Origin of the sequence: Pseudomonas sp. ADAK7, from assembly GCF_012935675.1 — a bacterium.
Classification (GTDB): domain Bacteria; phylum Pseudomonadota; class Gammaproteobacteria; order Pseudomonadales; family Pseudomonadaceae; genus Aquipseudomonas.
In genome coordinates, this window is the sequence record NZ_CP052861.1 from 4,713,373 (window position 1) to 4,737,192 (window position 23,820).

20 protein-coding genes are annotated in these 23,820 nt (G+C 60.9%); 13 read left to right on the forward strand and 7 right to left on the reverse strand.

Translation table 11 applies throughout. From position 1 onward, the window contains the following. Positions 1 to 1,569, reverse strand: a complete 1,569-nt coding sequence (locus HKK53_RS21590; protein WP_169372504.1) for a phospholipase D family protein — start codon at positions 1,567 to 1,569, stop codon at positions 1 to 3. Positions 1,570 to 1,853: 284 nt separating this feature from the next. Between HKK53_RS21590 and HKK53_RS21595 the strand changes: the two genes are divergently transcribed. From HKK53_RS21595 to HKK53_RS21605, 3 genes are all read left to right on the forward strand, one after another. Then, entirely contained in the window at positions 1,854 to 2,504 is a 651-nt protein-coding gene (locus tag HKK53_RS21595) for a DUF1120 domain-containing protein (RefSeq protein WP_169372505.1), read from the forward strand. A 176-nt stretch (positions 2,505 to 2,680) separates the two neighbouring features. Beyond that, on the forward strand, positions 2,681 to 3,388 hold the full coding sequence (locus HKK53_RS21600; RefSeq protein ID WP_169372506.1) for a fimbria/pilus chaperone family protein: 708 nt from the start codon (positions 2,681 to 2,683) through the stop codon (positions 3,386 to 3,388). After that, positions 3,385 to 5,805, forward strand: a complete 2,421-nt coding sequence (locus HKK53_RS21605; protein ID WP_237150591.1) for a fimbria/pilus outer membrane usher protein — start codon at positions 3,385 to 3,387, stop codon at positions 5,803 to 5,805. The genes HKK53_RS21600 and HKK53_RS21605 overlap by 4 nt, the downstream gene beginning before the upstream one ends. Here HKK53_RS21605 and HKK53_RS21610 read toward each other — a convergent pair. Continuing rightward, positions 5,802 to 7,232, reverse strand: coding sequence for an aminotransferase-like domain-containing protein (locus HKK53_RS21610; RefSeq protein WP_169372507.1), 1,431 nt, complete (start codon positions 7,230 to 7,232; stop codon positions 5,802 to 5,804). The two genes, HKK53_RS21605 and HKK53_RS21610, sit on opposite strands and share 4 nt — an antisense overlap. 179 nt (positions 7,233 to 7,411) lie before the next feature. Here HKK53_RS21610 and HKK53_RS21615 point away from each other — a divergent pair, with 179 nt between their 5' ends. Next, on the forward strand, positions 7,412 to 7,657 hold the full coding sequence (locus tag HKK53_RS21615) for a DUF1127 domain-containing protein (RefSeq protein ID WP_169372508.1): 246 nt from the start codon (positions 7,412 to 7,414) through the stop codon (positions 7,655 to 7,657). 36 nt (positions 7,658 to 7,693) lie between these two features. Here HKK53_RS21615 and HKK53_RS21620 read toward each other — a convergent pair whose 3' ends face one another. Next, positions 7,694 to 8,986: an NAD(P)/FAD-dependent oxidoreductase gene (locus HKK53_RS21620; protein ID WP_169372509.1), complete on the reverse strand. Its 1,293-nt coding sequence runs from the start codon at positions 8,984 to 8,986 to the stop codon at positions 7,694 to 7,696. A 147-nt stretch (positions 8,987 to 9,133) separates the two neighbouring features. Here HKK53_RS21620 and HKK53_RS21625 point away from each other — a divergent pair, with 147 nt between their 5' ends. Continuing rightward, positions 9,134 to 9,487: a YkgJ family cysteine cluster protein gene (locus HKK53_RS21625; RefSeq protein WP_007947437.1), complete on the forward strand. Its 354-nt coding sequence runs from the start codon at positions 9,134 to 9,136 to the stop codon at positions 9,485 to 9,487. A 114-nt stretch (positions 9,488 to 9,601) separates the two neighbouring features. Here the strand turns inward: HKK53_RS21625 and HKK53_RS21630 are convergent, their stop codons facing one another. After that, on the reverse strand, positions 9,602 to 10,090 hold the full coding sequence (locus HKK53_RS21630) for an Lrp/AsnC ligand binding domain-containing protein (RefSeq protein WP_010465173.1): 489 nt from the start codon (positions 10,088 to 10,090) through the stop codon (positions 9,602 to 9,604). A gap of 156 nt (positions 10,091 to 10,246) precedes the next feature. On the opposite strand from HKK53_RS21630, the gene dadA reads away from it, so the two are divergent. The 6 genes from dadA (at position 10,247) to HKK53_RS21660 (ending at position 16,383) form a co-directional block, all read left to right on the forward strand. Next, the gene (gene dadA, locus HKK53_RS21635) at positions 10,247 to 11,551 is read left to right on the forward strand and encodes a D-amino acid dehydrogenase (protein WP_169372510.1); all 1,305 of its coding nucleotides are present in this window, start codon (positions 10,247 to 10,249) and stop codon (positions 11,549 to 11,551) included. Next, the gene (locus tag HKK53_RS21640; protein WP_169372511.1) at positions 11,523 to 11,876 is read left to right on the forward strand and encodes a RidA family protein; all 354 of its coding nucleotides are present in this window, start codon (positions 11,523 to 11,525) and stop codon (positions 11,874 to 11,876) included. The genes dadA and HKK53_RS21640 overlap by 29 nt, the downstream gene beginning before the upstream one ends. Before the next feature lie 96 nt (positions 11,877 to 11,972). Then, positions 11,973 to 13,049 carry an alanine racemase gene (gene alr / locus HKK53_RS21645; RefSeq protein ID WP_169372512.1) on the forward strand — a complete coding sequence of 359 codons (1,077 nt, stop codon included), beginning with the start codon at positions 11,973 to 11,975 and terminating at the stop codon, positions 13,047 to 13,049. Positions 13,050 to 13,177: 128 nt separating this feature from the next. Next, complete coding sequence (locus HKK53_RS21650) at positions 13,178 to 13,726, forward strand: cupin domain-containing protein (RefSeq protein WP_047226150.1); 549 nt, start codon at positions 13,178 to 13,180, stop codon at positions 13,724 to 13,726. Between the two features lie 181 nt (positions 13,727 to 13,907). Beyond that, a complete protein-coding gene (locus tag HKK53_RS21655) occupies positions 13,908 to 14,321 on the forward strand; it encodes a c-type cytochrome (protein WP_178117461.1) in 414 nt (137 codons plus the stop codon). A 136-nt stretch (positions 14,322 to 14,457) separates the two neighbouring features. Next, positions 14,458 to 16,383, forward strand: a complete 1,926-nt coding sequence (locus tag HKK53_RS21660; RefSeq protein ID WP_169372514.1) for an acetyl-CoA hydrolase/transferase family protein — start codon at positions 14,458 to 14,460, stop codon at positions 16,381 to 16,383. A gap of 123 nt (positions 16,384 to 16,506) precedes the next feature. Here HKK53_RS21660 and HKK53_RS21665 read toward each other — a convergent pair whose 3' ends face one another. Beyond that, entirely contained in the window at positions 16,507 to 17,079 is a 573-nt protein-coding gene (locus HKK53_RS21665) for a xanthine phosphoribosyltransferase (protein ID WP_020799401.1), read from the reverse strand. Positions 17,080 to 17,135: 56 nt separating this feature from the next. Next, positions 17,136 to 19,145 (reverse strand): DNA helicase Rep, encoded by a 2,010-nt coding sequence (gene rep / locus HKK53_RS21670; protein WP_092276241.1) that lies wholly within the window; start codon positions 19,143 to 19,145, stop codon positions 17,136 to 17,138. 262 nt (positions 19,146 to 19,407) lie between these two features. Here rep and HKK53_RS21675 point away from each other — a divergent pair, with 262 nt between their 5' ends. Beyond that, positions 19,408 to 21,081 carry a putative bifunctional diguanylate cyclase/phosphodiesterase gene (locus HKK53_RS21675; RefSeq protein ID WP_169372515.1) on the forward strand — a complete coding sequence of 558 codons (1,674 nt, stop codon included), beginning with the start codon at positions 19,408 to 19,410 and terminating at the stop codon, positions 21,079 to 21,081. 108 nt (positions 21,082 to 21,189) lie between these two features. Here HKK53_RS21675 and HKK53_RS21680 read toward each other — a convergent pair whose 3' ends face one another. Beyond that, positions 21,190 to 22,587 carry a NorM family multidrug efflux MATE transporter gene (locus HKK53_RS21680; RefSeq protein ID WP_169372516.1) on the reverse strand — a complete coding sequence of 466 codons (1,398 nt, stop codon included), beginning with the start codon at positions 22,585 to 22,587 and terminating at the stop codon, positions 21,190 to 21,192. A 158-nt stretch (positions 22,588 to 22,745) separates the two neighbouring features. On the opposite strand from HKK53_RS21680, the gene HKK53_RS21685 reads away from it, so the two are divergent. Continuing rightward, positions 22,746 to 23,666, forward strand: coding sequence for a LysR substrate-binding domain-containing protein (locus HKK53_RS21685; RefSeq protein WP_169372517.1), 921 nt, complete (start codon positions 22,746 to 22,748; stop codon positions 23,664 to 23,666). Positions 23,667 to 23,820 lie beyond the last annotated feature (154 nt).

Consider the following 23,820-nt stretch of genomic DNA (forward strand, 5'->3'; position numbering starts at 1 on the left):
CTACAACATCCGCTCCAGGCCGACGGTGGTGCTGAACCACGCATTAAACCGGCGCCACAGGCTGCCCGGCTCTTTCGTCAGGGTATGCAACTTGCCATCGTCCTCGGTTACCCAGACGACCTTGCCAGCTTCCAGTTTCGCCTCATAACTCAGTGGCGGCGCCATGCCTTGCAGGGCCAATTCACGTACATGCGCGGCCAGTTCCGGGCTGTCGACCAGCACGCCGACTTCGGTGTTCCACAGCACCGAACGCGGGTCGAAGTTGAATGAGCCGATAAACGATTTCTGCTGATCAAAGATCATCGCCTTGCTGTGCAAGCTCGAATCCGAGCCCTGATAAGCCGAACGCCGGAACAGATGCGGCCCGCTACCGCCACCCTCACCGGGCTGGCGGCGCAATTCGAACAGCTTCACGCCATGCTCCAGCAACGCCTTGCGATACGGCGCATAGCCACCGTGCACCGCCGGTACATCGGTGGCTTCCAGTGAGTTGGTCAGCAAGCTCACCGTCACGCCGGCATCGGCGCGTCCGGTCAGGTACACCAGGCCGGGTTGACCGGGCACAAAGTAGGCTGAAATCATGATCAGCTCTTTGCTCACGCCCCTCAACTCCGGCGCCAATTGCGTGGTCAGCAGCAATTGCGGGTCAGGCTCGCCCTTGGCCAGCACCTTGCTCGGCGCGTCCCACAATGCCTGGTTCCAGGCCCAGATCAGCTCTCGGCGCCAGATGTCCAGGCGCGGGTGCTTGTCGTAGATCATTAGCTGTTGATACAGCGCGTGGTTTTGTTTGCGGGTTTCTTCCAGGGATTCTTCCAGGCGCGTGCGGGTGTTTTGCAGGTCCTTGGCCGTCGGTTTGCTGGAGAGGAATTCGTCGATCGGCTTGCTCAGGGCGCTGTTCCAGTACTGGTCGAAACTGTGCCCGAGCTGCTCGGCGACCGGCCCGACACTGAGCATGTCGATGTCGGTGAAATTCAGGTTGGGCTCGGCATCGAAATACTCATCGCCCAGATTGCGCCCGCCGACGATGGCCACGCTGTTATCCGCCAGCCACAGCTTGTTGTGCATGCGCCGGTGTTGCAGCGACAGGTCGAACAAGCGGCCCATGGTCCGCGTTACGCCAGTGCTGCGACCCAGATGTAGCGGGTTGAACAGTCGTATCTGAATCTGCGGATGCGCGGCCAGCGTCGCAATGATCTGGTCCAGGCCATCGCTGGTGGTGTCATCGAGCAGGATCCGCACCCGCACGCCACGATCGGCAGCCTTGAGCAGTTCCTCGACCAGCATGCGCGTGCTGATGCCGTCGTGGACGATGTAGTACTGCAAGTCGAGGCTGGTTTGTGCGTTGCGGATCAGCTCGGCCCGGGCCATGAAGGCTTCGGTACTGTTGGAGAGCAGGCGAAATCCCGATTGCCCTTCGTGTGGCGCGGCTTGGGCCTGGATTGAGCGACCGAACGCCGAATTGGCCGCAGGCAATGCCTGGCTGGGCTCGCGGGAGGCGTCGAGGCTCGCACAGCCATTAAGCAGCAAGGCGAGCAACAGCGCGAAGGGCAGGGCCGGACTGACTCTCAAATCGGATCGTCTCAGGTGATTGCAAAGGCCGAAGTATGGCACGTCATTGTGATTCATCACTTTTGCAGGAGGTAAAGGTTTCTGGTTGTCAGATAGTTCTCCGCGAGCTTTCAGAAATTACAGATCCCGCAGATAAAGCCACTTCTATTTGCCTCCTTTTCCTACATAAAAGTCCTACAAAAACAGGAATGATCGCCGGGCATTTGGTGCAGCAAGAGGCAGCAGGGTTTTTCTTGAACGCTCTTGGGCTCCAATGTTTCCAGCTATTTCACAGGTAAGTGATGATGAAAAAAACTAAATTGGTAGGTGCATTAGTCGTCGCATTGGTGCCTTTTGCGGTTCAAGCAGCCAGTGTAGATCTGACGGTCTCCGGCACGGTCATCCCGACGTCGTGCATTCCGGCCTTTGCTGGCGGTAGTAACGTCGATCTGGGTCGTATCTTTGCCGCCACCTTGAACCCGACCTCGCAAAACGATTTGCCGCCACGGGATATCACCCTGAAGATCGCTTGCGATGCGCCGGCTGCGGTGGAAATCGCCGTCACCGATAATCGTGGCGCCACCAAGGTGCCGGGCCTGACGTTCAATGGTCGCACCAATAACGATCTTTACTACGGTCTGGGCAGTACCCAGGGTGTTGGTATCGGTGGATTCGGTCTATTGACCGGTCAACCATTGACCGATGGCAACCCACAGATGTTCCTGGTGCGTTCGCCGGATAATCCGGTATGGCGCGTTCCAGTCAGCGGGTTGGTGTCCAATGCGCCAATCTCCTATTCCTGGGGGCCGAGTGCTGCAACCGGTCCGGCCGCTGCCCGTCTGCACACATTCCCGATGAAAGTGGCGGCGGCCATTCGCGCCACTTCCGAACTGCCACCGACCACCGACGAGTTCCAGCTCGATGGTTCGGTCACGTTTGACGTGTATTACCTCTGAGCCGACGCAACCACTGCGTCACTGTGCTCTGAACCTGCCTGATTGACGGGGTTCGCCTGGCGCGAACCTGGGCGGTGGCTTGCCTGAAAAACGGTCACTGGCAGGATGCCATTGCATTACCGGGCCTCGACTGGCGCTGTGTTTACAGGGTCGGTCGATGTCTTTTGGAGACTTTCATGCACCCTCTTAAACCTTTCACAGCGCTCGGCGCTGTCGCGACGTTGTGCCTGTTGTTCACGAATCCGAGTACCCATGCCGCCGGAATGATTCCGGAAACGCCGGTGGTGGTGGTCGATCAGGCGCTGGGCGAGGCAACCCTGAACGTCAGGAACTCCGACGATCAACCCGCGTTGCTGTACAGCTCAATCGAGCATATCGCCGAGGATGACGAGCCTCTGTTGTTGCTGAATCCGCCAGTGGCGCGAGTGGAACCGGGTCAGAGCCAGCAAGTGCGATTCATCCTGCGTAGCGCCAAACCCCTGGAAACCGAACGGCTCAAGCGTGTGGTGCTGGAAGGTATCAAGCCTCGGCAGAGCACGAGCGATGCGCATGTCAGCCTGGGGATCCGGCAGAACATCCCGGTCATCCTGCGTCCGGCCAATCTTGCGGTGGAGCGCATGCCCTGGAAGCGGTTGGTCTGGGCGGGCGCCGGCACTCATCTACAGGTCAGCAATCCCAGCCCCTATGTGGTTCGGCTGGCCAGGTCGGTGAACCTGATTCCCGGTGGTGCGACGCTGGATTTGGGTCGCACCTATATCTTGCCGGGCGAGGTGCTGAGCCTCGGGGCACCGTCAATCCTGGGCACGCATGTACGGCTGTTTCCCGCGACGACCTATGGGTTTGCCGTTGGCAGCTACGATGCGCCGCTGAGTTTGCGTGAGTGAGCCGTGGCGGCGGCTGGTATCTGGCCGGTGGTTTCATTCTGGTCACGGTGTCGATGGAAAAAGCCTGGGGAGAGGCGCTCACCGAGTTCGATCAGTCGGTGCTCAAGGCGCGCGGCATTGATCCGAAAGTCGCTGAGCACTTTGGTCGCGCGCCACGCTTTTCGGCAGGACGCAGTCGAGTGGCGCTGCAGGTCAATGGCGCACCTTCGGGGCATGTTGTGGCGACCTTCGATGAAGAGGGGCAGTTGTGCTTCGATTCGAATCTGCTAGATCAGGCCCGGATTGCCGCGCCATCGGGTTTGCCCTTGAGCGCTGACAGCACGCAGTGTTTACGGGCTATCGATGGTCTGGCGGGTGTGCAGGTTCAGCTCGATCCGGGCAAGCAGCAAGTGCAGTTACGGGTGCCAACCGAGTGGCTGCTCCCGTCAGCGCCTCATCCGCGAACCTGGGCCACGGGCGGTACGGCCGGGTTGTTCAACTACGACGCGCTAATGCTCACAAGTTCCGCCGCCGGGCAATCCAGCCAATTCCGCAACCTGGGTACCGAGTTGGGTTTCAACGCAGGCGATTGGGTGGTGCGCAGCCGGCAAAACTACACCTCGTTTCAGGGTGTGGAGCGTTTCGAGACGCTGTACACCCAGGCTTCGCGGACCTGGGAACGCTTTCAGGCCAACGTGCAGTTGGGTCAGCTCAACATGCGTTCATCGCTGTTTGCCGGAGAGGCGTTCACCGGTCTGCAGATCCTTCCGGAAACGGCCCTCGCGTCTCGGACCGGCGAAAGCCTCGGCGCCGGGACGCAGGTGCAAGGACTGGCCTATTCACCGGCACGGGTCGAAGTGCGCCAGAGTGGCGTAGTGATCTACACCACCCTCGTCCCCAGCGGGCCATTTGTCCTGCGCGACTTGCCGTTGCTCAGCAATCGCCTGGACCTTGAGGTCAGCGTGTTCGAGGAGAGCGGCGAGCAACGCGACTTTCGCGTGCCGGCGGCGAACGTGCGCCCCGTCAGCGTCGGGGCATTGCCCGGTTATGGGATTGCGGCAGGCAAGGTTCGACGTTTCGCCGGAGATGAGCGCGATGCGCCGTCATTTTTGGCCGTGAGCAAGGACTGGCAGTGGGGGCCTGCGACTCAGTTAAGTGGTGGATTGATGGGCGCGAGCCAATATCAATCCCTGGGCTGGGGTGTACAGCAGGCGCTGACGCGAAGCTCGCTGGTGAGCGTTCAACAGTTGAGTTCGCGCACTCCGCAAATCGGCCAGGGCCAGGAATGGCAGGCCACGTTAAGCGCGGCATTGAGCTCCAACTTGTCCGCCAGTTTGACGGCGGGCCAGCGTAGCCAAGGCTTTCGACACTTGGCCGACACCGGACTGGCGTCGTTTGCCGACGACATCGATAGCCGCTCCGAGCGCCAATGGGGGGCATCGTTGAGGCATTCCGACTCGCGATGGGGGGCGTTTTCCGGAGCATTGACCCGGTACGCGGTGGGCGGTGGGCAGGATCGTTCGCGTGTCAGCGCCTCGTGGTCACGGGCGTTCACGGGTGCGAATCTGTCGTTGAGTGTGCAGCGCGACAGCGGCGACGATGCCCGTGGTACGGGCCTCTATGCCAGTCTCAGCGTGCCCCTTGGGCGCAACCGAAGCCTCAATACCTACGGGCGCCATGATGAGCGAAGCGGGCTGCGAACCGGTGCCCGTTACTCAGAACAGGTCAACGATACCTTGGGCTACAGCCTCGGCGCAGACCGCTCTGACAATGGTCGGACCGACTTCAACGCACGCCTTAATGCCTTGCCCCGTTACACCAGCGTTGATCTTGGTTATTCGCGCAGTGGCGTCGGCACCAGCAGTTATGACCTCACGCTCCGCGGCGGCCTGGCGATCCACGAAGAAGGGCTGACGCCGTCACCCTATCCGCTGCGTGACACTTTCGGCCTGCTCAAGGTCGGCGAGGCCGCCGGGGTCAAGGTCAGCACGCCGCAAGGCCCGGTATGGACGGATGGCGGCGGGCGGGCAGTGGCGGCGAGTCTGCCGGCTTACCAGACCAGTCGTATTGAAATCGACACCGTCAGCCTGCCGCGTCACCTCGACGTGCTCAATGGCTATCAAGAGGTCGAGGCCGGGCGTGGCGCAGTACCGCGACTGGATTTCAGCGTGGGCTCGGTACGCCGGTTGATGCTCCACGTACGCACAGCCGAGGGTGACTGGGTACCCAAAGGCGCATCGGTATATGGCAGCCAGGGCGAGTACCTGACCAGCGTGGTGGACGCCGGTCTGGTGTACCTGGCCGATGTGCCCGATGAAGTTCGACTGCAAGTGATGCTGCCTGATGACCAGCCCTGCCATTTGCAAGTCGACCCTTCCGGGCTCCCCGAATCGTCCATGCCTTACTCTACCGTCGAGGTGGTTTGCCGGGCGGGTTAGCCATCACTTGGCGTGTCCGCCAACAGTTTGATCGCCGCAGCGCCGACCTTGCGCACGGCATCCTCGATCTGCGGCGTCGGCTTGGCGGCATAGTTCATGCGCAAGCAATTGCGGTACTTGCCCGAGGCCGAAAAGATGCTGCCGACGGCAATCTGTACGCCTTGGTCGTGCAACGCACGATTCAGTTTCAAGGTATCGAAGCCTTCCGGCAGTTCGACCCACAGCATGAAACTGCCCTGTGGACGACTGGCCCGGGTGCCGGCGGGGAAGTAGCGTGTGACCCAATCGATCATCATGTCGCGATTGCGCTGGTATTGGCTGCGCATCCGCCGCAAATGCGGCTCGAAGTGCCCGCCCTTGAGGAAATCGGCGATAGCGATCTGCGCTTGCGGTGCGGTGGAGCCGGTGCTGATGTATTTCATGTGCAGCACCCGTTCCAGATAGCGCCCCGGTGCGACCCAACCGATACGCAGCCCCGGCGCCAGGGTCTTGGAAAAGGAACTGCACAGCAGCACGCGGCCGTCTTCATCGAAGGATTTGATCGTGCGCGGGCGCGGGTAGGTGTAGGCCAGTTCGCCATACACATCGTCCTCGATGATCGCCACGTCGAAGCGCTGTGCCAGGTTCAACAAGGCCCGTTTGCGCGCCTCCGGCATGATGTAGCCCAAGGGGTTGTTGCAGTTGGGGGTCAACTGTATGGCCTTGATCGGCCATTGTTCCAGGGCCAGCTCCAGCGCATCGAGGCTGATGCCGGTGATCGGGTCGGTAGGAATTTCCAGAGCTTTCAGGCCCAGGCCCTTGAGGGTCTGCATGGCGCCGTGGAAGCTCGGTGAATCCACCGCGACGATATCGCCGGGGTCGCAGATGGAGCGGATGCTGGTGGACAGCGCTTCGTGGCAACCGGTGGTGATCACCAGGTCTGCGGCGCTTAATTGACAGCCGGAATCGAGCATTAGCCGGGCGATCTGTTCGCGCAGTTCGAGGTTGCCGTGGATGTTGTCGTAATACAGGCCGGGCATGTCCTGGCGCCGACTGATCTGCGCCAGCCCGCGCAGCAGCGGCTTCATGGTCGGCGTGGTGATGTCCGGCATGCCGCGACCGAGTTGCACCACGTCTTTGCGCGGCACGGCGCGGATCAATTCCAGCACCTGATCCCACTGGGAAATATCCACCGGGCGTTGCGCCGGACGGCCGACGGCGGGCAGTTCCGGGAGCTCGCGGCTGACCGGCACGAAGTAGCCGGATTTGGGTTTCGGCGTTGCCAGCCCGCTGTCTTCCAGCACCCGATAAGCCTGTTGCACCGTACTCAGGCTGACCCCGTGCTCGACACTTAACGCCCGGACTGAGGGCAGCCGGTCGCCGGGGCGATAGAAGCCCTGTTCGATCCGCGTGCCGAGCAATTCGGCGAGATTGACGTAAAGGGTCATGGCGCAGCCTCGATGCAGGTGATTCGGTTAACCGGTACAGATGGGGCAAAAATACGTGATTCAGACCTTAGAGCGCTAAATCTGTATGGAAATAATACAGTGGCTTTGAATCTGTAATGCTTTTCGCCGTCCGCGCATGATGAAACCTCTGGCTACCCAAGTAAACAGGAGCGATCAACATGAACGGCTTGAGCGATGTGCGGCTGACGTTACACAGTCAGGAACTGGCGGCAGGGCAGAACCACGGCACCCGTGAGGCGTCCCTGCGCAACGCACCGTCCTGCCTCAGTCGCTGGGACCTGTTCTGGCATCGTCTGCACACGCGCAAGGCGTTGCTGAACCTGACCCCGGAGCAACTGCGGGATGTCGGGTTGAGTCGGGAGGAGGCGTTGGCGGAGGGGCTTAAGCCGTTCTGGCGGATTTAGTCATGATCGTTCCCACGCAGGAGCGTGGGAACGATCTCAAACCAACTCTTTCATCCGATGCCACAACATTCCCAGCGCCAACAACGGCGAACGCAAATGCCGGCCGCCGGGGAAGGTGATGTGCGGCACCTGGGCAAACAGATCGAACCCGCCACTGTGCTGGCCGCTGATGGCTTCAGCCAACAGCTTGCCCGCCAGGTGCGTGGCATTCACCCCATGCCCGGAATACGCCTGGGCGTAATACACATTCGGCTGATCCTTGAGTCGGCCAATCTGCGGCAAGCGATTGGCGCCGATGCCGATCATGCCGCCCCATTGATAATCGATCTTCACCCCGGCCAGTTGCGGAAACACTTCCAGCATCTTCGGCCGCATATACGCGGCGATGTCTTTCGGGTCCCGACCTGAATAGTGGCAAGCGCCACCGAACAGCAAGCGCCGATCTGCCGAAAGCCGGTAGTAATCCAGTGCCACGCGCTGGTCGCAGACCGCCATGTTCTGCGGCAGCAGGGCGTGCGCCTGTTCTTCGCTCAACGGCTCGGTGGCGATGATGTAGCTGCCGGCGGGCAGTACTTTGCCGCTGAGTTCGGGGTTGAGGCCGTTGAGGTAGGCGTTGCAGCCCAGCACCAGAGTCTTCGCGCGGACCGAACCCTGGGCGGTATGGACTTTCACTTCGCCGCCGTAATCGATGCGGGTGACCGCCGATTGCTCGAACAGTTTGACGCCCAATTGCTGCGCAGCTGCCGCTTCGCCGAGCGCCAGGTTCAGTGGATGCAAATGCCCGGAACCCATGTCGATCAAGCCACCGACGTAACGGTCTGAGCCCACCACTGAATGCATTTCGTTGGCTTGCAGCAGGCGGGTTTCGTAGCGGTAACCGAGACTGCGCAGTTCTGCGACGTCTTCGGCGAAACCTTCGAGGTCGCGGGGTTTATTGGCGAGGTCGCAGTAGCCCCAAGTCAAGTCGCAGGGGATCTGAAAACGCTCGACCCGCTGTCGGACGATTTCCACCGCTTCCAGGCCCATGAGTTTCATCTGACGTACGCCGTCGGCACCGATGACGTTGGCGAACTGATCGAGGCCATGGCCGACACCGCGAATCAATTGCCCACCGTTACGGCCGCTGGCGCCCCAGCCAATCTTGTGTGCTTCCAGCAGCACCACGCTGAGGCCGCGTTCGGCCAGTTCCAACGCGGTGTTCAGCCCGGAGAACCCGCCGCCGACCACGCACACATCCGCCGTCAACTCGCCCTGAAGCAGTGGATGCTCGGGCTGCGGCAGGCTGCTGGCGGCGTAATAAGAGGCGGTGTGTCGGGCAGGGGCATTCATGCGTGTGTTCCCGATTGTTGTGTTTGAAAAAGTGGACGGAGCATAAGCCGGACCTTTCGACGCGAGCAACACTGGTCGGTTGCGGCTGTATGGAATGGGCCGGATGCGTCAGAATCCCGGTCTATTCCGCTTTTGGTCACCGTTTCGATGAGCTGCAACAGTCAGAAAATTCGCACCCTGCGCCAGCAAATCCCCTCGTTCGAGTGCGTGCCGGGCTGCCATGACTGCTGTGGTCCGGTCACCACCTCACCGGAAGAAATGTCGCGCCTGCCGCGCAAGACCCGCGCCGAGCAGGATGCGGCGATGGACGAACTCAACTGCGTACACCTGGGGCCGAACGGATGCACCGTGTATGACGAGCGGCCGCTGATCTGCCGCCTGTTCGGCACCACCAAGACCTTGCCATGCCCCAACGGGCGCGGGCCGGTGGAGCTGATTCATCCTCGGGTGGAGAAGCAGATTCATGAGTACATGGCCAGTACCCGGCAAGTCCTCGTGTGATCGTTCCCACGCTCTGCGTGGGAATGCCTCAACGGACGCTCCGCGTTCGGCTTTTGGGACGCAGAGCGTCCCGGGCTGCATACCCACGCAGAGCGTGGGAACGATCCGCTGGGCTCAATCCGGAATCGGCAAACACAAACTCTCTTTCACCTCTTCCATCACGATATAGCTCTTGGATTCGCGCACATGCGGCAGCTTGAGCAAGATATCGCCGAGCAATTTGCGGTACGAAGCCATCTCGGAAATCCGCGCTTTCACCAGATAATCAAAGTCCCCCGACACCAAATGGCACTCCAGCACATGGGGTAATTTCAGCACCGCGCGTCGGAACTCTTCGAAAGTATCGCCGGATTTGTAGTCGAGGCTGATCTCGACAAACACCAGCAGGCTACCCTTCAGATGCTGCGGATTCAGGCGGGCGTTGTAGCCCATGATGATCCCTTCGCGCTCCAGCCGACGGACCCGCTCGGTGCAGGGCGTGGTCGACAGGCCGACCTTTTCCCCCAGCTCGGTGAAGGAGATGCGCCCGTCCGCTTGCAGGATCCGCAGGATGTTGCGGTCGATCTTGTCCAGCTCACGTTTGGTCTGAGTGTTGGTACGCATAGGGGATGCGCCTCCGTGAAAAGGGTTTTTGCCGAGAATTGTCGCCAAATATAGGCACTTATATAGTGAAAAGCACTGGCTAATCTTTTTTAAACTGCCCACATCTTCGGTTTGCACAACACACGTCAGCGGTACGCCGCGATGAGGGATATGAAAATGCGCGTTATGGTCTTGGGTAGCGGCGTCATCGGTACCGCCAGTGCTTACTATCTGGCCCGTGCCGGATTTGAAGTGGTGGTGGTGGACCGGCAGCCGGCCGCTGCCATGGAGACCAGTTTCGCCAACGCCGGGCAGGTCTCGCCGGGTTATGCCTCGCCGTGGGCCGCGCCGGGTGTGCCGCTCAAGGCCATCAAGTGGCTGTTGCAGCGCCACGCGCCGCTGGCGATCAAGGCCACCGCCGACATCGACCAATACCTGTGGATGGCGCAGATGCTGCGCAACTGCACCGCCAACCGTTATGCGGTGAACAAAGAGCGCATGGTCCGCCTGTCCGAATACAGCCGTGACTGCCTCGACGAATTGCGCGCCGAAACCGGCATTGCCTACGAAGGCCGCAGCCTCGGTACGACCCAACTGTTCCGCACCCAGGCCCAGCTCGACAACGCCGCGAAAGACATCGCCGTGCTGAAAGCATCCGGTGTGCCGTTCGAACTGCTCGATCGCGCCGGCATTGCCCGGGTTGAACCGGCCCTGGCCGCTGTCACCGACATCCTCGCCGGTGCCCTGCGCCTGCCGAACGACCAGACCGGCGACTGCCAGATCTTCACCACCCGCCTGGCCGAAATGGCCGTGAAGCTGGGTGTGGAGTTCCGCTATGGCCAGGACATCCAGCGTCTCGACTACGCCGGTGATCGCATCAACGGTGTGTGGATCGACGGCAAGCTGGAAACCGCTGATCGCTACGTCCTGGCCCTTGGCAGCTACTCGCCGCAACTGCTCAAGCCGCTGGGCATCAAGGCCCCGGTCTATCCGCTCAAGGGTTACTCGCTGACCGTGCCGATCACCAACCCGGCGATGGCCCCGACTTCGACTATTCTCGACGAGACCTACAAGGTCGCGATCACCCGTTTCGACAACCGCATCCGCGTTGGCGGCATGGCGGAAATCGCCGGTTTTGACCTGTCGCTGAACCCGCGTCGACGCGAAACCCTGGAGATGATCGTCAACGACCTCTATCCTCAGGGCGGCGACCTGGCCCAGGCGAGTTTCTGGACCGGCCTGCGTCCGACCACCCCGGACGGCACGCCGATCGTTGGCGCGACCCCGTTCAGCAACCTGTTCCTGAACACTGGCCACGGCACCCTCGGTTGGACCATGGCTTGCGGTTCCGGTCGTTTGCTGGCTGACCTGATGGCGAAGAAAACGCCGCAGATCAGCGCCGAAGGCCTCGATATTTCCCGTTATGGCAGCAAAATCAAGGAGTCCGCAAAACATGGCAATCCAGCGCCAGCTCACCAATGAACGTATGAGTCAGATCGTCGCCCATAACGGTACGGTGTACCTGTCCGGGCAGGTCGGCGATGACATGAGCGCCGGGATTGAACAGCAGACCCGAGAAACTTTGGCCAATATCGAGCGTTTGCTTGATCTGGCCGGCACCGACAAGAGCCACCTACTGTCGGTGACGATTTACCTGAAAGACATCGACGCGGATTTCGCCGGCATGAACGCGGTGTGGGACAAGTGGCTGCCAAAAGGCGTCGCCCCGGCCCGCGCTACGGTTGAATCGAAGCTGTGCGAACCGGAAATCCTGGTTGAGCTGTCAGTGGTTGCCGCACTGCCTTAACCGCTTGTAACGATCCCTCTCCCGGTGCTGTTGGCGGTTTACGCCGTCAGCCAGCGCCGGTTTTTTATTCCCATGACCGCCTAGAAGTCTGCCGCCATGCGTCCTGCCCGTGCCCTGATCGACCTTCAAGCCCTGCGTCACAACTACCAGATCGCCCGTGAAGTCACGCCGGGGGCCAAGGCCCTCGCGGTGATCAAGGCCGATGCCTACGGCCATGGCGCGGTGCGTTGCGCCCAGGCGCTGGAAGCCGAGACGGACGGCTTTGCCGTGGCCTGTATCGAAGAAGCGCTGGAGCTGCGCGCCGCCGGTATCAAGGCGCCGGTGTTGTTGCTGGAAGGCTTTTTCGAAGCCGATGAGCTGTCGCTGATCGTCGAACATGACTTCTGGTGTGTGGTGCATTCGCTGTGGCAACTCGAAGCGATCGAGAAAGCCTCGCTGAGCAAGCCGATCACGGTCTGGCTCAAGCTCGACTCAGGCATGCACCGGGTTGGCTTGCATCCAAAGGATTACCAGGCCGCGTATCAACGGCTGCTGGCCAGCGGCAAAGTGGCGAAAATCGTGCTGATGAGCCACTTCGCCCGCGCCGATGAGCTGCACGAACAGGCCAGTGCCGAGCAGGTCGCGGTATTCGAGGCTGCACGCCAGGGTTTGTCCGCCGAGGTCAGTCTGCGCAACTCGCCGGCGGTGCTCGGTTGGCCGCAGATTCCAAGCGATTGGGTACGCCCGGGCATCATGCTCTACGGTGCGACGCCGTTTGAAGAAGCCAACGCCGTGGCGTCGCGCCTGCAACCGGTGATGACCCTCGAATCGAAAGTCATCTGTGTGCGCGAACTGCCGGCCGGCGAACCGGTTGGCTATGGCGCCAAATTCATCACCCAGAAGCCGATGCGCATTGGCGTGGTCGCCATGGGTTATGCCGACGGCTACCCGCGTCACGCGCCGACCGGCACGCCGGTGTTGGTCGCCGGGCAGCGCAGTCAATTGCTTGGCCGGGTATCGATGGACATGCTCTGCATCGACCTGACCGATGTGCCGCAAGCCGGCCTCGGTTCGACCGTCGAGTTGTGGGGCAAAAACATCCTGGCCAGCGAAGTGGCCATGGCCGCCGACACGATTCCGTACCAGATCTTCTGCAACCTGCGCCGGGTGCCGCTGCTCTATTCCGGGGCTTGAGCCGAAGCACCGCGCGCCGGAAGTCGCCGCGCCGAACAGGATTCAGGCCAAAGTGTTGTAAATACTGAACGCTGTCGCCATGATAACGCTCAATATTTCTACAACCTGAATCCTTGGAGGCTCCAGCATTGGACGTCGGTGAACGACTGCAATCCATCCGTAAGCTCAAAGGTCTTTCGCAGCGTGAGCTCGCCAAGCGCGCGGGTGTCACCAACAGCACCATTTCGATGATCGAGAAGAACAGCGTCAGCCCCTCGATCAGTTCGCTGCGCAAAGTGTTGGGCGGGATTCCCATGTCCATGGTCGAGTTCTTTTCCGAAGAGATCCTGCAGGAAAAACCGACCCAGATCGTCTACAAGGCCAACGAGCTGATCGATATTTCCGACGGTGCCGTGACCATGAAGCTGGTCGGCCGGGCGCACCCAAGCCGGGCCATCGCGTTCCTCAACGAAATCTACCCGCCAGGCGCCGATACCGGTGACGAGATGCTTACCCATGAGGGCGAGGAAACCGGGATTCTGGTGGAAGGTCGGCTGGAATTGGTGGTCGGCGCTGAAACTTTTGTGCTCGAAGCCGGCGACAGCTACTACTTTGAAAGTACCAAGCCGCACCGTTTCCGGAATCCGTTCGACGCGCCTGCGCGACTAATCAGCGCAGCCACGCCAGCGAATTTCTAAGAAAAGAGGCGTCCTGCCAGCACTGCGAAGGCGCCCGAACCGTTTTACGCCACACAACAAGACCCCTTCGACTTTGGGGTTGTTTCAGTGTGGCGGGCTTGCCGTTATACTTGCGCCCGCCTGCGAACCGTGGCCGTGGGCGTGAATAGCCACCATTGAGGGTGAACGCGTGAACCTAATTATGAAAATGCTGGCTGCACCAGCAACTGTATTGGCCCTTTGGGCTGTGAGCGCACAAGCTGCAACGAATGACGACATCGCCAAGCGCCTTGAGCCAGTCGGCCAGGTCTGTGTAACGGGTCAAGAGTGCAAAGGGATGGAAGTCGCTGCTTCGGCAGGCGGCGGTGGGGCCAAGACCCCTGATGAAGTGATTGCAAAACATTGCAACGCTTGCCACGGTACCGGCCTGTTGGGTGCACCGAAAATTGGTGACGCGGCGGCCTGGGGCGAGCGCTCCAAGAAGGAAGGTGGTGTTGACGGCCTGCTCGCGAAAGCGATCTCCGGTATCAATTCCATGCCGCCAAAAGGCACCTGCGCCGACTGCTCCGATCCTGAGCTGAAGGGTGCAATCGAGAAGATGTCCGGCCTGAAATAAGCCTTCATCTTCAGCGAAAAAGCCGCTTGCGAGCGGCTTTTTTGTGTCTGCGATTTACCCTTGGGGACTATTCTTTGCAGCAAAGGCCCGACAAGCTCGGTCCAACCCCAATTCACGGAATGTAAGGGAGGATCAGATGGTGCAGCTGTGTTCTATCGAGCAAGCGGTCGATGACGTCCTGGCACGGTTGCCGGCGCATATTCACATGGGCCTGCCCCTGGGGTTGGGCAAACCCAACCACTTCGTCAATGCGCTGTTCCAGCGCATCGCGCAACTGCCCGAGCGGCGGCTGACGATCTACACCGCCCTGTGCCTCGGTCGTCCCGCATTGGGCGATGGTCTGCAGAAGCGCTTTCTCGAACCCTTCATCGAACGGGTTTTCGGCGATTACCCGGAGCTGGATTTTCTCGCTGAACTGCAACGGGACAGCCTGCCATCCAACATCCAGATCCAGCAGTTCTTCATGCAGCCCGGCAGCCTGTTGCACAGCGCCCAAGCCCAGCAGGACTACGTCAGCAGCAATTACAGCCACGCCGCCCGGGACATCAATGCCGCCGGTTTGAACCTGGTGGCGCAATTGGTGGCCAGCCATAGCGAACATCCCGATCGGCTGAGCCTGAGCTGCAACCCGGACATCACCCTCGATCTGTTTCCGATGATCGCCAAACGGCGAGAAGCGGGGGAGACGATCCTGCTGGTGGGCCAGGTCCACAACGATTTGCCCTACATGCCCGGTGATGCCGAAGTCGGCATGGACGCGTTCGACCTGCTGATCGACGAGAAAGACAACACCACACTGTTCTCCACGCCGAACATGCCGGTGGGATTCCAGGATCATTTCATCGGTCTGCACGCCAGTACGTTGGTGCGCGATGGCGGCACGCTGCAAATCGGCATCGGCTCCATGGGCGATGCGTTGACCGCGGCGTTGCTCGCACGCCAGGCCGATAACGCCGGGTACAAAGCGTTGTTGGCGGATCTGAATCTCAGCCAATGGGCGCAACTCATAGATCGCGAAGGCGGCGTCGATCCCTTCGCCACGGGTCTATACGGTTGCAGCGAAATGTTCGTCAACGGCTTGCTGGTGCTGGCCGATGCCGGAATCATCCGGCGCAAGGTTTACCCGGATGTGCCGACCCAGCAACAGGCCAACGACGGCACCCTCGACGAGGCCGCGCAAACAGACGGCATCTCGGTGCACGGCGGGTTCTTCCTCGGGCCGCGCAGTTTCTACGAGCGCCTGCGCGACTTTCCTCAGAGCAAACGCCTCGAATTCAACATGACCCGCATCAGCTACATCAACGAGTTGTACGGTCAGGAAGAACTCAAGCGTTTGCAGCGCCTGGATGCGCGATTTATCAACACCGTGTTCACCATGACCCTGATGGGCGCCGGCGTGGCGGATCAACTGGAGGACGGGCGGGTGCTCAGCGGCGTCGGCGGGCAGTACAACTTCGTCGCCCAGGGCCATGCGCTGGAAGGCGCGCGTTCGGTGCTGATCCTGCGCAGTTGGCGCGAGTCGGGCGGGGAGGTCAGTTCGAACATTGTCTGGGAGTATGGCCACTGCACGATCCCACGGCACCTGCGGGACATCGTGGTCACCGAATACGGCATCGCCGATTTGCGCGGCAAAACCGATTCGGCGGTGATCGAGGCGTTGCTCAATATCAGCGATTCACGCTTTCAGCCGGGGTTGATCGAACAGGCGCAGAACGTTGGCAAGCTGCCGAAGAATTTCCGCCTCGATCCGCGATTTGCCGACAATAATCCGCAACGTTTGCAGGCCATTCAGGCGCGACACCCGAACCTGTTTCCAGAGTATCCGCTGGGCTGTGATTTCACTGAGGTGGAGCGGGACGTGTTGCGGGCGCTGAACTGGTTGAAGAGCAAGTTCAAGCTGAGCGAGATTCTGGAATTGGGCAAGGCTGCGCTGGATGCGCCGGAGGCTTCGCAATACCCGGAGCATCTGGAGCGGATGCAACTGGAGAAGCCGGAAGGGCTGAAGGAGGATTTGTTTCAGCGGTTGTTGCTTACGGGCCTCAAGGCCACCGCGCAAGCCTGATCGTTCCCACGCTCTGCGTGGGAATGCCACTTCGGACGCTCCGCGTTCGGCTTGGATGGGACGCGGAGCGTCCCGGGCTGCATTCCCACGCGGAGCGTGGGAACGATCATGGACGGTGTAGGGTTACTCGATGAAGGTCACGACGCCGCCAGCCAGGGATTGCACCCGAGCCAGCGACTCAACGCGATAACCCTGCGCATCCAGTTCCGCCCGCCCGCCCTGGAACGACTTCTCGATCACGATCCCCAAACCGGCAACCGTCGCGCCAGCCTGCTTGATGATCGAGATCAGCGCCTGGGACGCCTTACCGTTAGCCAAAAAGTCGTCGATGATCAGCACGCGGTCGCTGCTGGTCAGGTGGCGCGGGGAGATCGCCACGGTGCTTTCGGTCTGCTTGGTGAACGAGTAAACGGTCGCCGACAGCAGGTTTTCAGTCAGGGTCAGGGACTGGTGTTTGCGGGCGAAGATCACCGGCACGCCGAGGTTCAGGCCGGTCATGATCGCCGGGGCAATGCCCGAGGCTTCGATGGTGACGATCTTGGTGATGCCCGAATCCTTGAACAGCGTGGCGAATTCGTCGCCGATCAGCTTCATCAGGGCCGGGTCGATCTGGTGGTTCAGAAAGGCGTCGACTTTCAGGACCTGATCGGAAAGCACGATGCCTTCTTCGCGAATTTTCTTGTGCAGTGCTTCCATGAAGCTTTCCTCTAAGGACGCCTGTGCGTCCAGGGCTGGTTAAAAAGTAGTCGATTCTAGCGCTTTAACATCGCGCGTATATCCGCCAATGCGGTATTGCCGCGAACGGCTTTGACTTCAACGGGGGTGTCGTCGTTGCCTTCCCAGGCCAGGTCGTCCGGCGGCAGTTCATCGAGGAAGCGGCTCGGCGCGCAGTCGATGATCTCGCCGTACTGCTTACGCTTGGCGGCGAAGGTGAAGGCCAGCGTCTGGCGTGCGCGGGTAATCCCGACGTAGGCCAAGCGGCGTTCTTCTTCGATGGTGTCGGCTTCGATGCTGGAGCGGTGCGGGAGGATTTCCTCTTCCATGCCCATGATGAACACGTAGGGAAATTCCAGGCCCTTGGAGGCGTGCAAGGTCATCATCTGCACGCCTTCGGCGCCGTCTTCCTCTTCCTGCTGACGTTCGAGCATGTCGCGCAATACCAGTTTGCCGATGGCGTCTTCGACGGTCATCTCGCCTTCTTCGTCTTTCTCCAGGGTGTTTTTCAACGCCTCGATCAGGAACCAGACGTTACCCATGCGGTAATCGGCGGCTTTGTCGCTGGAACTGTTGGTGCGCAGCCAGTTCTCGTAGTCGATGTCCATGACCATGCTGCGCAGGGCCGAGATCGGGTCTTCGCCGGCGCACTGCTCGCGGACCTTGTCCATGAAGCGCTTGAAGCGCGACAGGCGATCGGTGAAGCGCGTGTCCAGATGCTCGCCCAAGCCGATTTCGTCGGTGGCGGCGTACATCGAGATCTTGCGTTCGGTGGCGTAGTTGCCGAGCTTTTCCAGGGTGGTCGAACCGATTTCCCGACGCGGCACGTTGATCACCCGCAGGAAGGCGTTGTCGTCATCCGGGTTCACGATCAGGCGGAAGTAGGCCATCAGGTCTTTCACTTCCTGGCGTCCGAAAAAGCTGTTGCCGCCGGAAAGTCGGTAAGGAATCTGGTGGTGTTGCAGCTTCAGCTCGATCAGCTTGGCCTGGTAGTTCCCGCGATACAGGATCGCAAAGTCGCTGTACGGCCGGTCGGTGCGCAGGTGCAGGGTCAGCAACTCGACGGCCACGCGCTCGGCTTCGGCGTCTTCGTTGCGGCAGCGGATCACGCGGATTTCGTCGCCGTGGCCCATCTCGCTCCACAGTTGTTTTTCAAACTCGTGGGGGTTGTTCGAGATCAGCACGTTGGCGCAACGCAGGATGCGGCTGGTGGAGCGGTAGTTCTGCTCAAGCATGACGACTTTCAGGGACGGGTAATCGTCCTTGAGCAACATCAGGTTTTCCGGGCGGGCGCCGCGCCAGGCGTAGATCGATTGGTCATCGTCGCCGACCACGGTGAACTGGTTGCGTGTGCCGATCAGCAGCTTCACCAGCAAATACTGGCTGGCGTTGGTGTCCTGGTATTCGTCCACCAGCAGGTAGCGGACCTTGTTCTGCCACTTTTCGAGGATGTCGGCGTGTTCCTGGAACAGCTTTACCGGCAGCAGGATCAGGTCGTCGAAGTCCACCGCGTTGAACGCTTTCAGCGTGCGCTGGTAGTGGGTGTAGACGATGGCGGCGGTCTGTTCCTTGGGGTTGCGTGCGTTTTCCAGGGCTTCGGGCGGCAGGATCAGGTCGTTTTTCCACGAGCCGATCATGTTCTTGATCTCGTCGACGCCGTCGTCGCCCGCGTATTCCTTCTGCATGATGTCGGTCATCAAGGCTTTGACGTCAGTCTCGTCAAAGATCGAGAAGCCCGGCTTGTAGCCCAGCCGCACGTGTTCCTTGCGGATGATGTTCAGGCCCAGGTTGTGGAAGGTGCACACGGTCAGGCCACGGCCTTCGCCGCCCTTGAGCAGGGTGCCGACCCGTTCCTTCATCTCCCGCGCGGCCTTGTTGGTAAAGGTCATGGCGACGATGTACTGGGCACGGATGCCGCAGTTTTGGATCAAGTGCGCGATCTTGCGCGTGATCACGCTGGTCTTGCCGGAGCCTGCACCGGCGAGCACCAATAGAGGGCCGCCGACGTAGTTCACGGCTTCTTGCTGCCGGGGATTGAGTCGGGACATACGGAATCAGGGAGTCATTTGCGAAATGGGCCGGCATTTTAACAGGCTCAGCGAATTGTGCTGCTCTCTCCGACTTGTGACGCAGCACGCGATCTCTATTTGCCGGTTTTGTTACTTTCACGCAGGATGCGCGGAGAATTTGCGGCTAATGTTCGTATTCCAGATGCACAGCCGTGTTTGATAACCGATGTCATTTGGTCATTGGTTACCGGCGCGGCATAATGCCCGCCGCCTACATCATTGCAGAGTCTAGGGAGCTAGCTTGTCTACGCCTGTCGAACCCTTGCGTTTGCTGCTACTGGCCGAAGAGCCGGCGTGGGCAGCGTTGTTGCGCGAGTGTCTGGCTCCAATGGGGAGCTCGGCAGTGCTGATCAGCGCCCCGAGTTGGGAGTCGGTCAGCAGTCTGTTCGATGACAACCGCAGCGCGGTGTTGTTGACGATCCCGACCCTTCAGCCTCTGCCTGGCCGTTGCAGCCTGCCGACGGTGTTGCTGCTCGAGCACGAGCCGCTGACCCCGCCCGACGGTGTGAGTGACTGGCTGGTGCGTGATCTGCTCGACCCCGGCATGTTGCGCCGTTGCCTGCGCCATGTGCGCGAACGCGGCGTGCTGGAAAACACCCTGCAACGCCTGGCCGAACAAGACCCGCTGACCGGCATCGCCAACCGCCAGGGTTTCCAGACCTTGCTTGCGGCACGCTTGGCGGAACACGACGGTCGTGGCCTGGCCCTCGGGCACCTCGATCTCGACAACTTCCGTCACGCCAACGACGCCCTCGGTCATCAGGCGGGTGACCGACTGATCCTGCAAGTGGTCGCGCGGCTGAAAAGCCAGCTCGAGGCCGGCGATCAACTGGCGCGCCTCGGCAGCGATGAATTCGCCTTGCTGATCGACACCCGCCGCGCACCGCAACGGGCCGAATGGATGGCCGAACGCATAACCGAGGCGCTGTCCGAGCCATACTGGATCGACGGCGAAAGCCTGTTGATCGGCTCCAGCCTCGGGATTGCCCACGCCCGGGCCCAGGCCGGTGCCGATCCATTGATGTGGCACGCGCACATCGCCATGCAGCAGGCCAAGAGCACTCAGGGCTGCACCTTTCACATCTTCAACGAACGCATCAACCGTAACGCCCGCAGCATCGCCGACCTCGAAAGCGAACTGCGCCGGGCCTTGCGTCGCGATGAGCTGGAACTGCATTACCAGCCACGCCTGAACCTTGAGGACGGCCAGATCGTTGGCCTCGAAGCCCTGGTGCGCTGGCGTCACGCCGAGCGGGGCTTGCTGCCGCCGAGCGAGTTTGTACCGCTGGCCGAGCAAAGTGGCTTGATCGTGCCGCTGGGTTACTGGGTGATTTCCCGGGCCCTGCGCGACATGCAGGCGTTGCGCGAGCGGGGTTTGCCGGCGTTGCACATGGCGATCAACCTGTCGTTCCGGCAGTTTCAGGACAGCCAGTTGTTGTCGACGTTGAGCCGGCTGATCACCGAGCGCGGCGTCGAAGCGCAATGGCTGGAATTCGAACTGACCGAAACCGCGGTGATGCGCCGCAGCGATCTGGTCAAGCAGACCATGGATGCCCTCGGACGCCTCGGCGTGCGTTTCTCCCTCGACGATTTCGGCACCGGGTTCTCGTCGTTCGTGCACCTCAACAGCCTGCCGATCACCTTGCTCAAGGTCGACAAGAGTTTTGTCGGCGGCATGGAAGAACGGGAAGAGAACCGCAAACTGGTGCACGCGATGATCAACCTGGCGCACAACCTCAACCTGGAAGTGGTGGCCGAGGGCGTGGAAACGCCGGAGCAGCTGGATTTGTTGCGCGGCTTTGGCTGTGATCAGGTGCAGGGGTATTTGATCAGCAAGCCGTTGCCGTTGGCGGAGTTGGTTGAATACCTGACCTTCGGTTCCAGCCAGCAGCCCGCCCTCGAAATCGTGAGCTAACGCAAAACCTGTAGGAGCGAGGCTTGCCCGCGAAGGCGTCGTGTCAGTCGACATCGTTGTCAACTGACACGACGCCTTCGCGGGCAAGCCTCGCTCCTACACGGGATCTCAGTCTGGCTGAGGGACCTCGAAACGCTGCTGCGGCGCAGGCTCACGCCGAATCATCCGCTTCATCTTCCATTCAAACGCCAGCGTCAGGCTTACGGCCGCACACGCCAGCCCCAGCGCCAAGCCCCACCAGACGCCCGTCGGCCCCCAGTTCAAATTGAACGCCATCATCCACGCCGCCGGCGCGCCGATCAGCCAGTAGCAACCCAAACCCACCAAAAACGTGGTCTTGGCATCCTTGAGCCCGCGAATGCAGCCCATGGCGATGGTTTGCGTGCCGTCGAACAGCTCGAACCACGCTGCCACCGCCAACAGGCTCACAGCCAGGTCGATGACCGGGCGAAACGCCGGGTCGTTATGGTCGAGGAACAAGCCGATCAACTGATTCGGCAACAGCCAGAAGACCATGGCGAAGGCCAGCATCGAAGCACCGCCAAACGCGATCCCGACCCGGCCGGACAGCCGCGCATCCAGCAGTTGCCCGGCACCGTAGTGCTGGCCGATGCGCATGGTGATCGCATACGACAACCCCGCCGGTACCATGAACGCCACCGACACAATCTGCAGGGCAATCTGGTGCGCCGCCAGTTGCGTACTGCCCATGGTGCCCATGCACAGCGCCGCAAAGGCGAACAACCCGACTTCCACCGCGTAAGTGCCGCCGATGGGCAGGCCCAGGCGCCACAGTTCTTTCAGGTACTGGCGGTTCGGCCGCGACAGGCCTTGGCGCAATGGATAAGCGTCGTAGGCCGGATGCCGCCGAATATGCAGCGCCAGCGCCACGGCCATCAGGTTGGCAACAATCGCGGTCACCAGGCCGATCCCCACCAGGCCCATTTTCGGCAAGCCGAACATCCCGGTGATAAACGCGTAGTTGAGGACGAAGTTGGCCACGGTGCCGCACAGGCTGATCACCATCACCGGTGTTGCCCGGCCGATGGCGCTGGTGAAGCCGCGCAGGGCCATAAAACTCAGGTAGCCGGGCAAAGCGAACGGCAGGAACGTCAGGAACAGCCCGGCGGAGTGCACGTTGGTTTCGGTCTGGCCAAACAGCAGCAGCACCGGTTTGAGGTTCCACAGCAGCAAACCGGCCACCAGCGCCATCAACCAAGCGAGCCACAAACCGGCCTGAGTCAGCCGCGCGGCGCCGACGATGTCGTTGGCGCCCTTACGAATCGCCACCAACGTACCGACCGCCGCGATCACGCCGATGCAGAAAATCGACACGAACGAGTAAGTCGCCGCGCCCAGGCCACCGCCGGCCAGTGCCTCGGGACTCAGGCGCGCCATCATCAGGGTGTCGGTGAGGACCATCAACATGTGCGCCAACTGCGAGGCAATCAACGGCCCCGCCAGCCGCAGGATGGCCCAGAGTTCGGTACGTGCTGGATGCTGCATGGTCATCACGCTCCATTGGCAGAGTAAACAGGAAAGGCTCGATTCTCGGCGCTCTGCGGGGTTTGCACAAAGGGATAAAAAGGATGGGTGGCATGATTAAAACTCATCCAGCGAGCTTTCTGATAAGTTGGCCTCATCCCGCTATAGGAGCTTTCTCCATGTCACGTCGGCTGCCTCCCTTGTATGCCCTGCGCGCATTCGAAGCGGCGGCGCGGCACAGCTCGTTTACCCGCGCGGCCGAAGAACTGTCGATTACCCAAAGTGCGGTCAGTCGGCATATTCGTACGCTCGAAGAGCATTTCGCCTGTCGGCTGTTTCACCGCAGCGGGCGCAACCTGCAATTGACCGAGTCGGCGCGGTTGATCCTGCCCGGCATTCGTGAAGGTTTCACCGCCCTGGAGCGTGCCTGCAACACCTTGCGCGCCGAAGACGACATCCTGCGCATGAAAGCCCCGTCGACCCTGACCATGCGCTGGCTACTCGCAAGGCTCAGCCGTTTCCGGCATCTGCAACCGGGCAACGAAGTGCAACTGACCAGCGCCTGGATGGACATCGACACCGTCGACTTCAACCACGAACCGTTCGATTGCGCGGTGATCCTCAGCCGAGGAAATTTCCCACCGGATTGGGAGACGACGCTGCTGTTCCCGGAAGAGCTGATCCCGGTGGGCGCCCCCAATTTGCTGGACGACCAACCCTGGGACGTCGCTCGGCTGGCTACCACCGAACTGCTGCACCCGGCACCGGACCGCCGCGACTGGCGCAACTGGCTGGAGCGCATGGGCCTGGCCGATCAGGTGTCGCTCAAGGGCGGGCAGGTGTTCGACACGCTGGAGTTGGGCATGATCGCCGCCGCCCGGGGTTATGGCGTGTCGATGGGGGATTTGCTGATGGTGGCCGAGGATGTGGCACAGGGTCGTCTGAGTTTGCCGTGGCCGACTGCCGTTGCCAGCGGTGAGAAATATTACCTGGTCTGGCCGAAAACCCGCCCCGGCGGTGAGCGCATGCGGCGGCTCAGCGATTTCCTGCAAGGAGAAGTGCGGGCCATGGAACTGCCGGATGTTGAACGGTTGAGCTGAAACGATATAGTGGCCATGCGCTATAACCGGGTTAATCACTCAAGTATTCAGGTTTGCCGCCGAAAATCTGCTAGTGGAACCTTCGTGCCGGTTTCGCGTTATTCCCATTATTCGAAATTTTGCTGAGCGTAGAGCCGGATCAAGGAGGATCCCG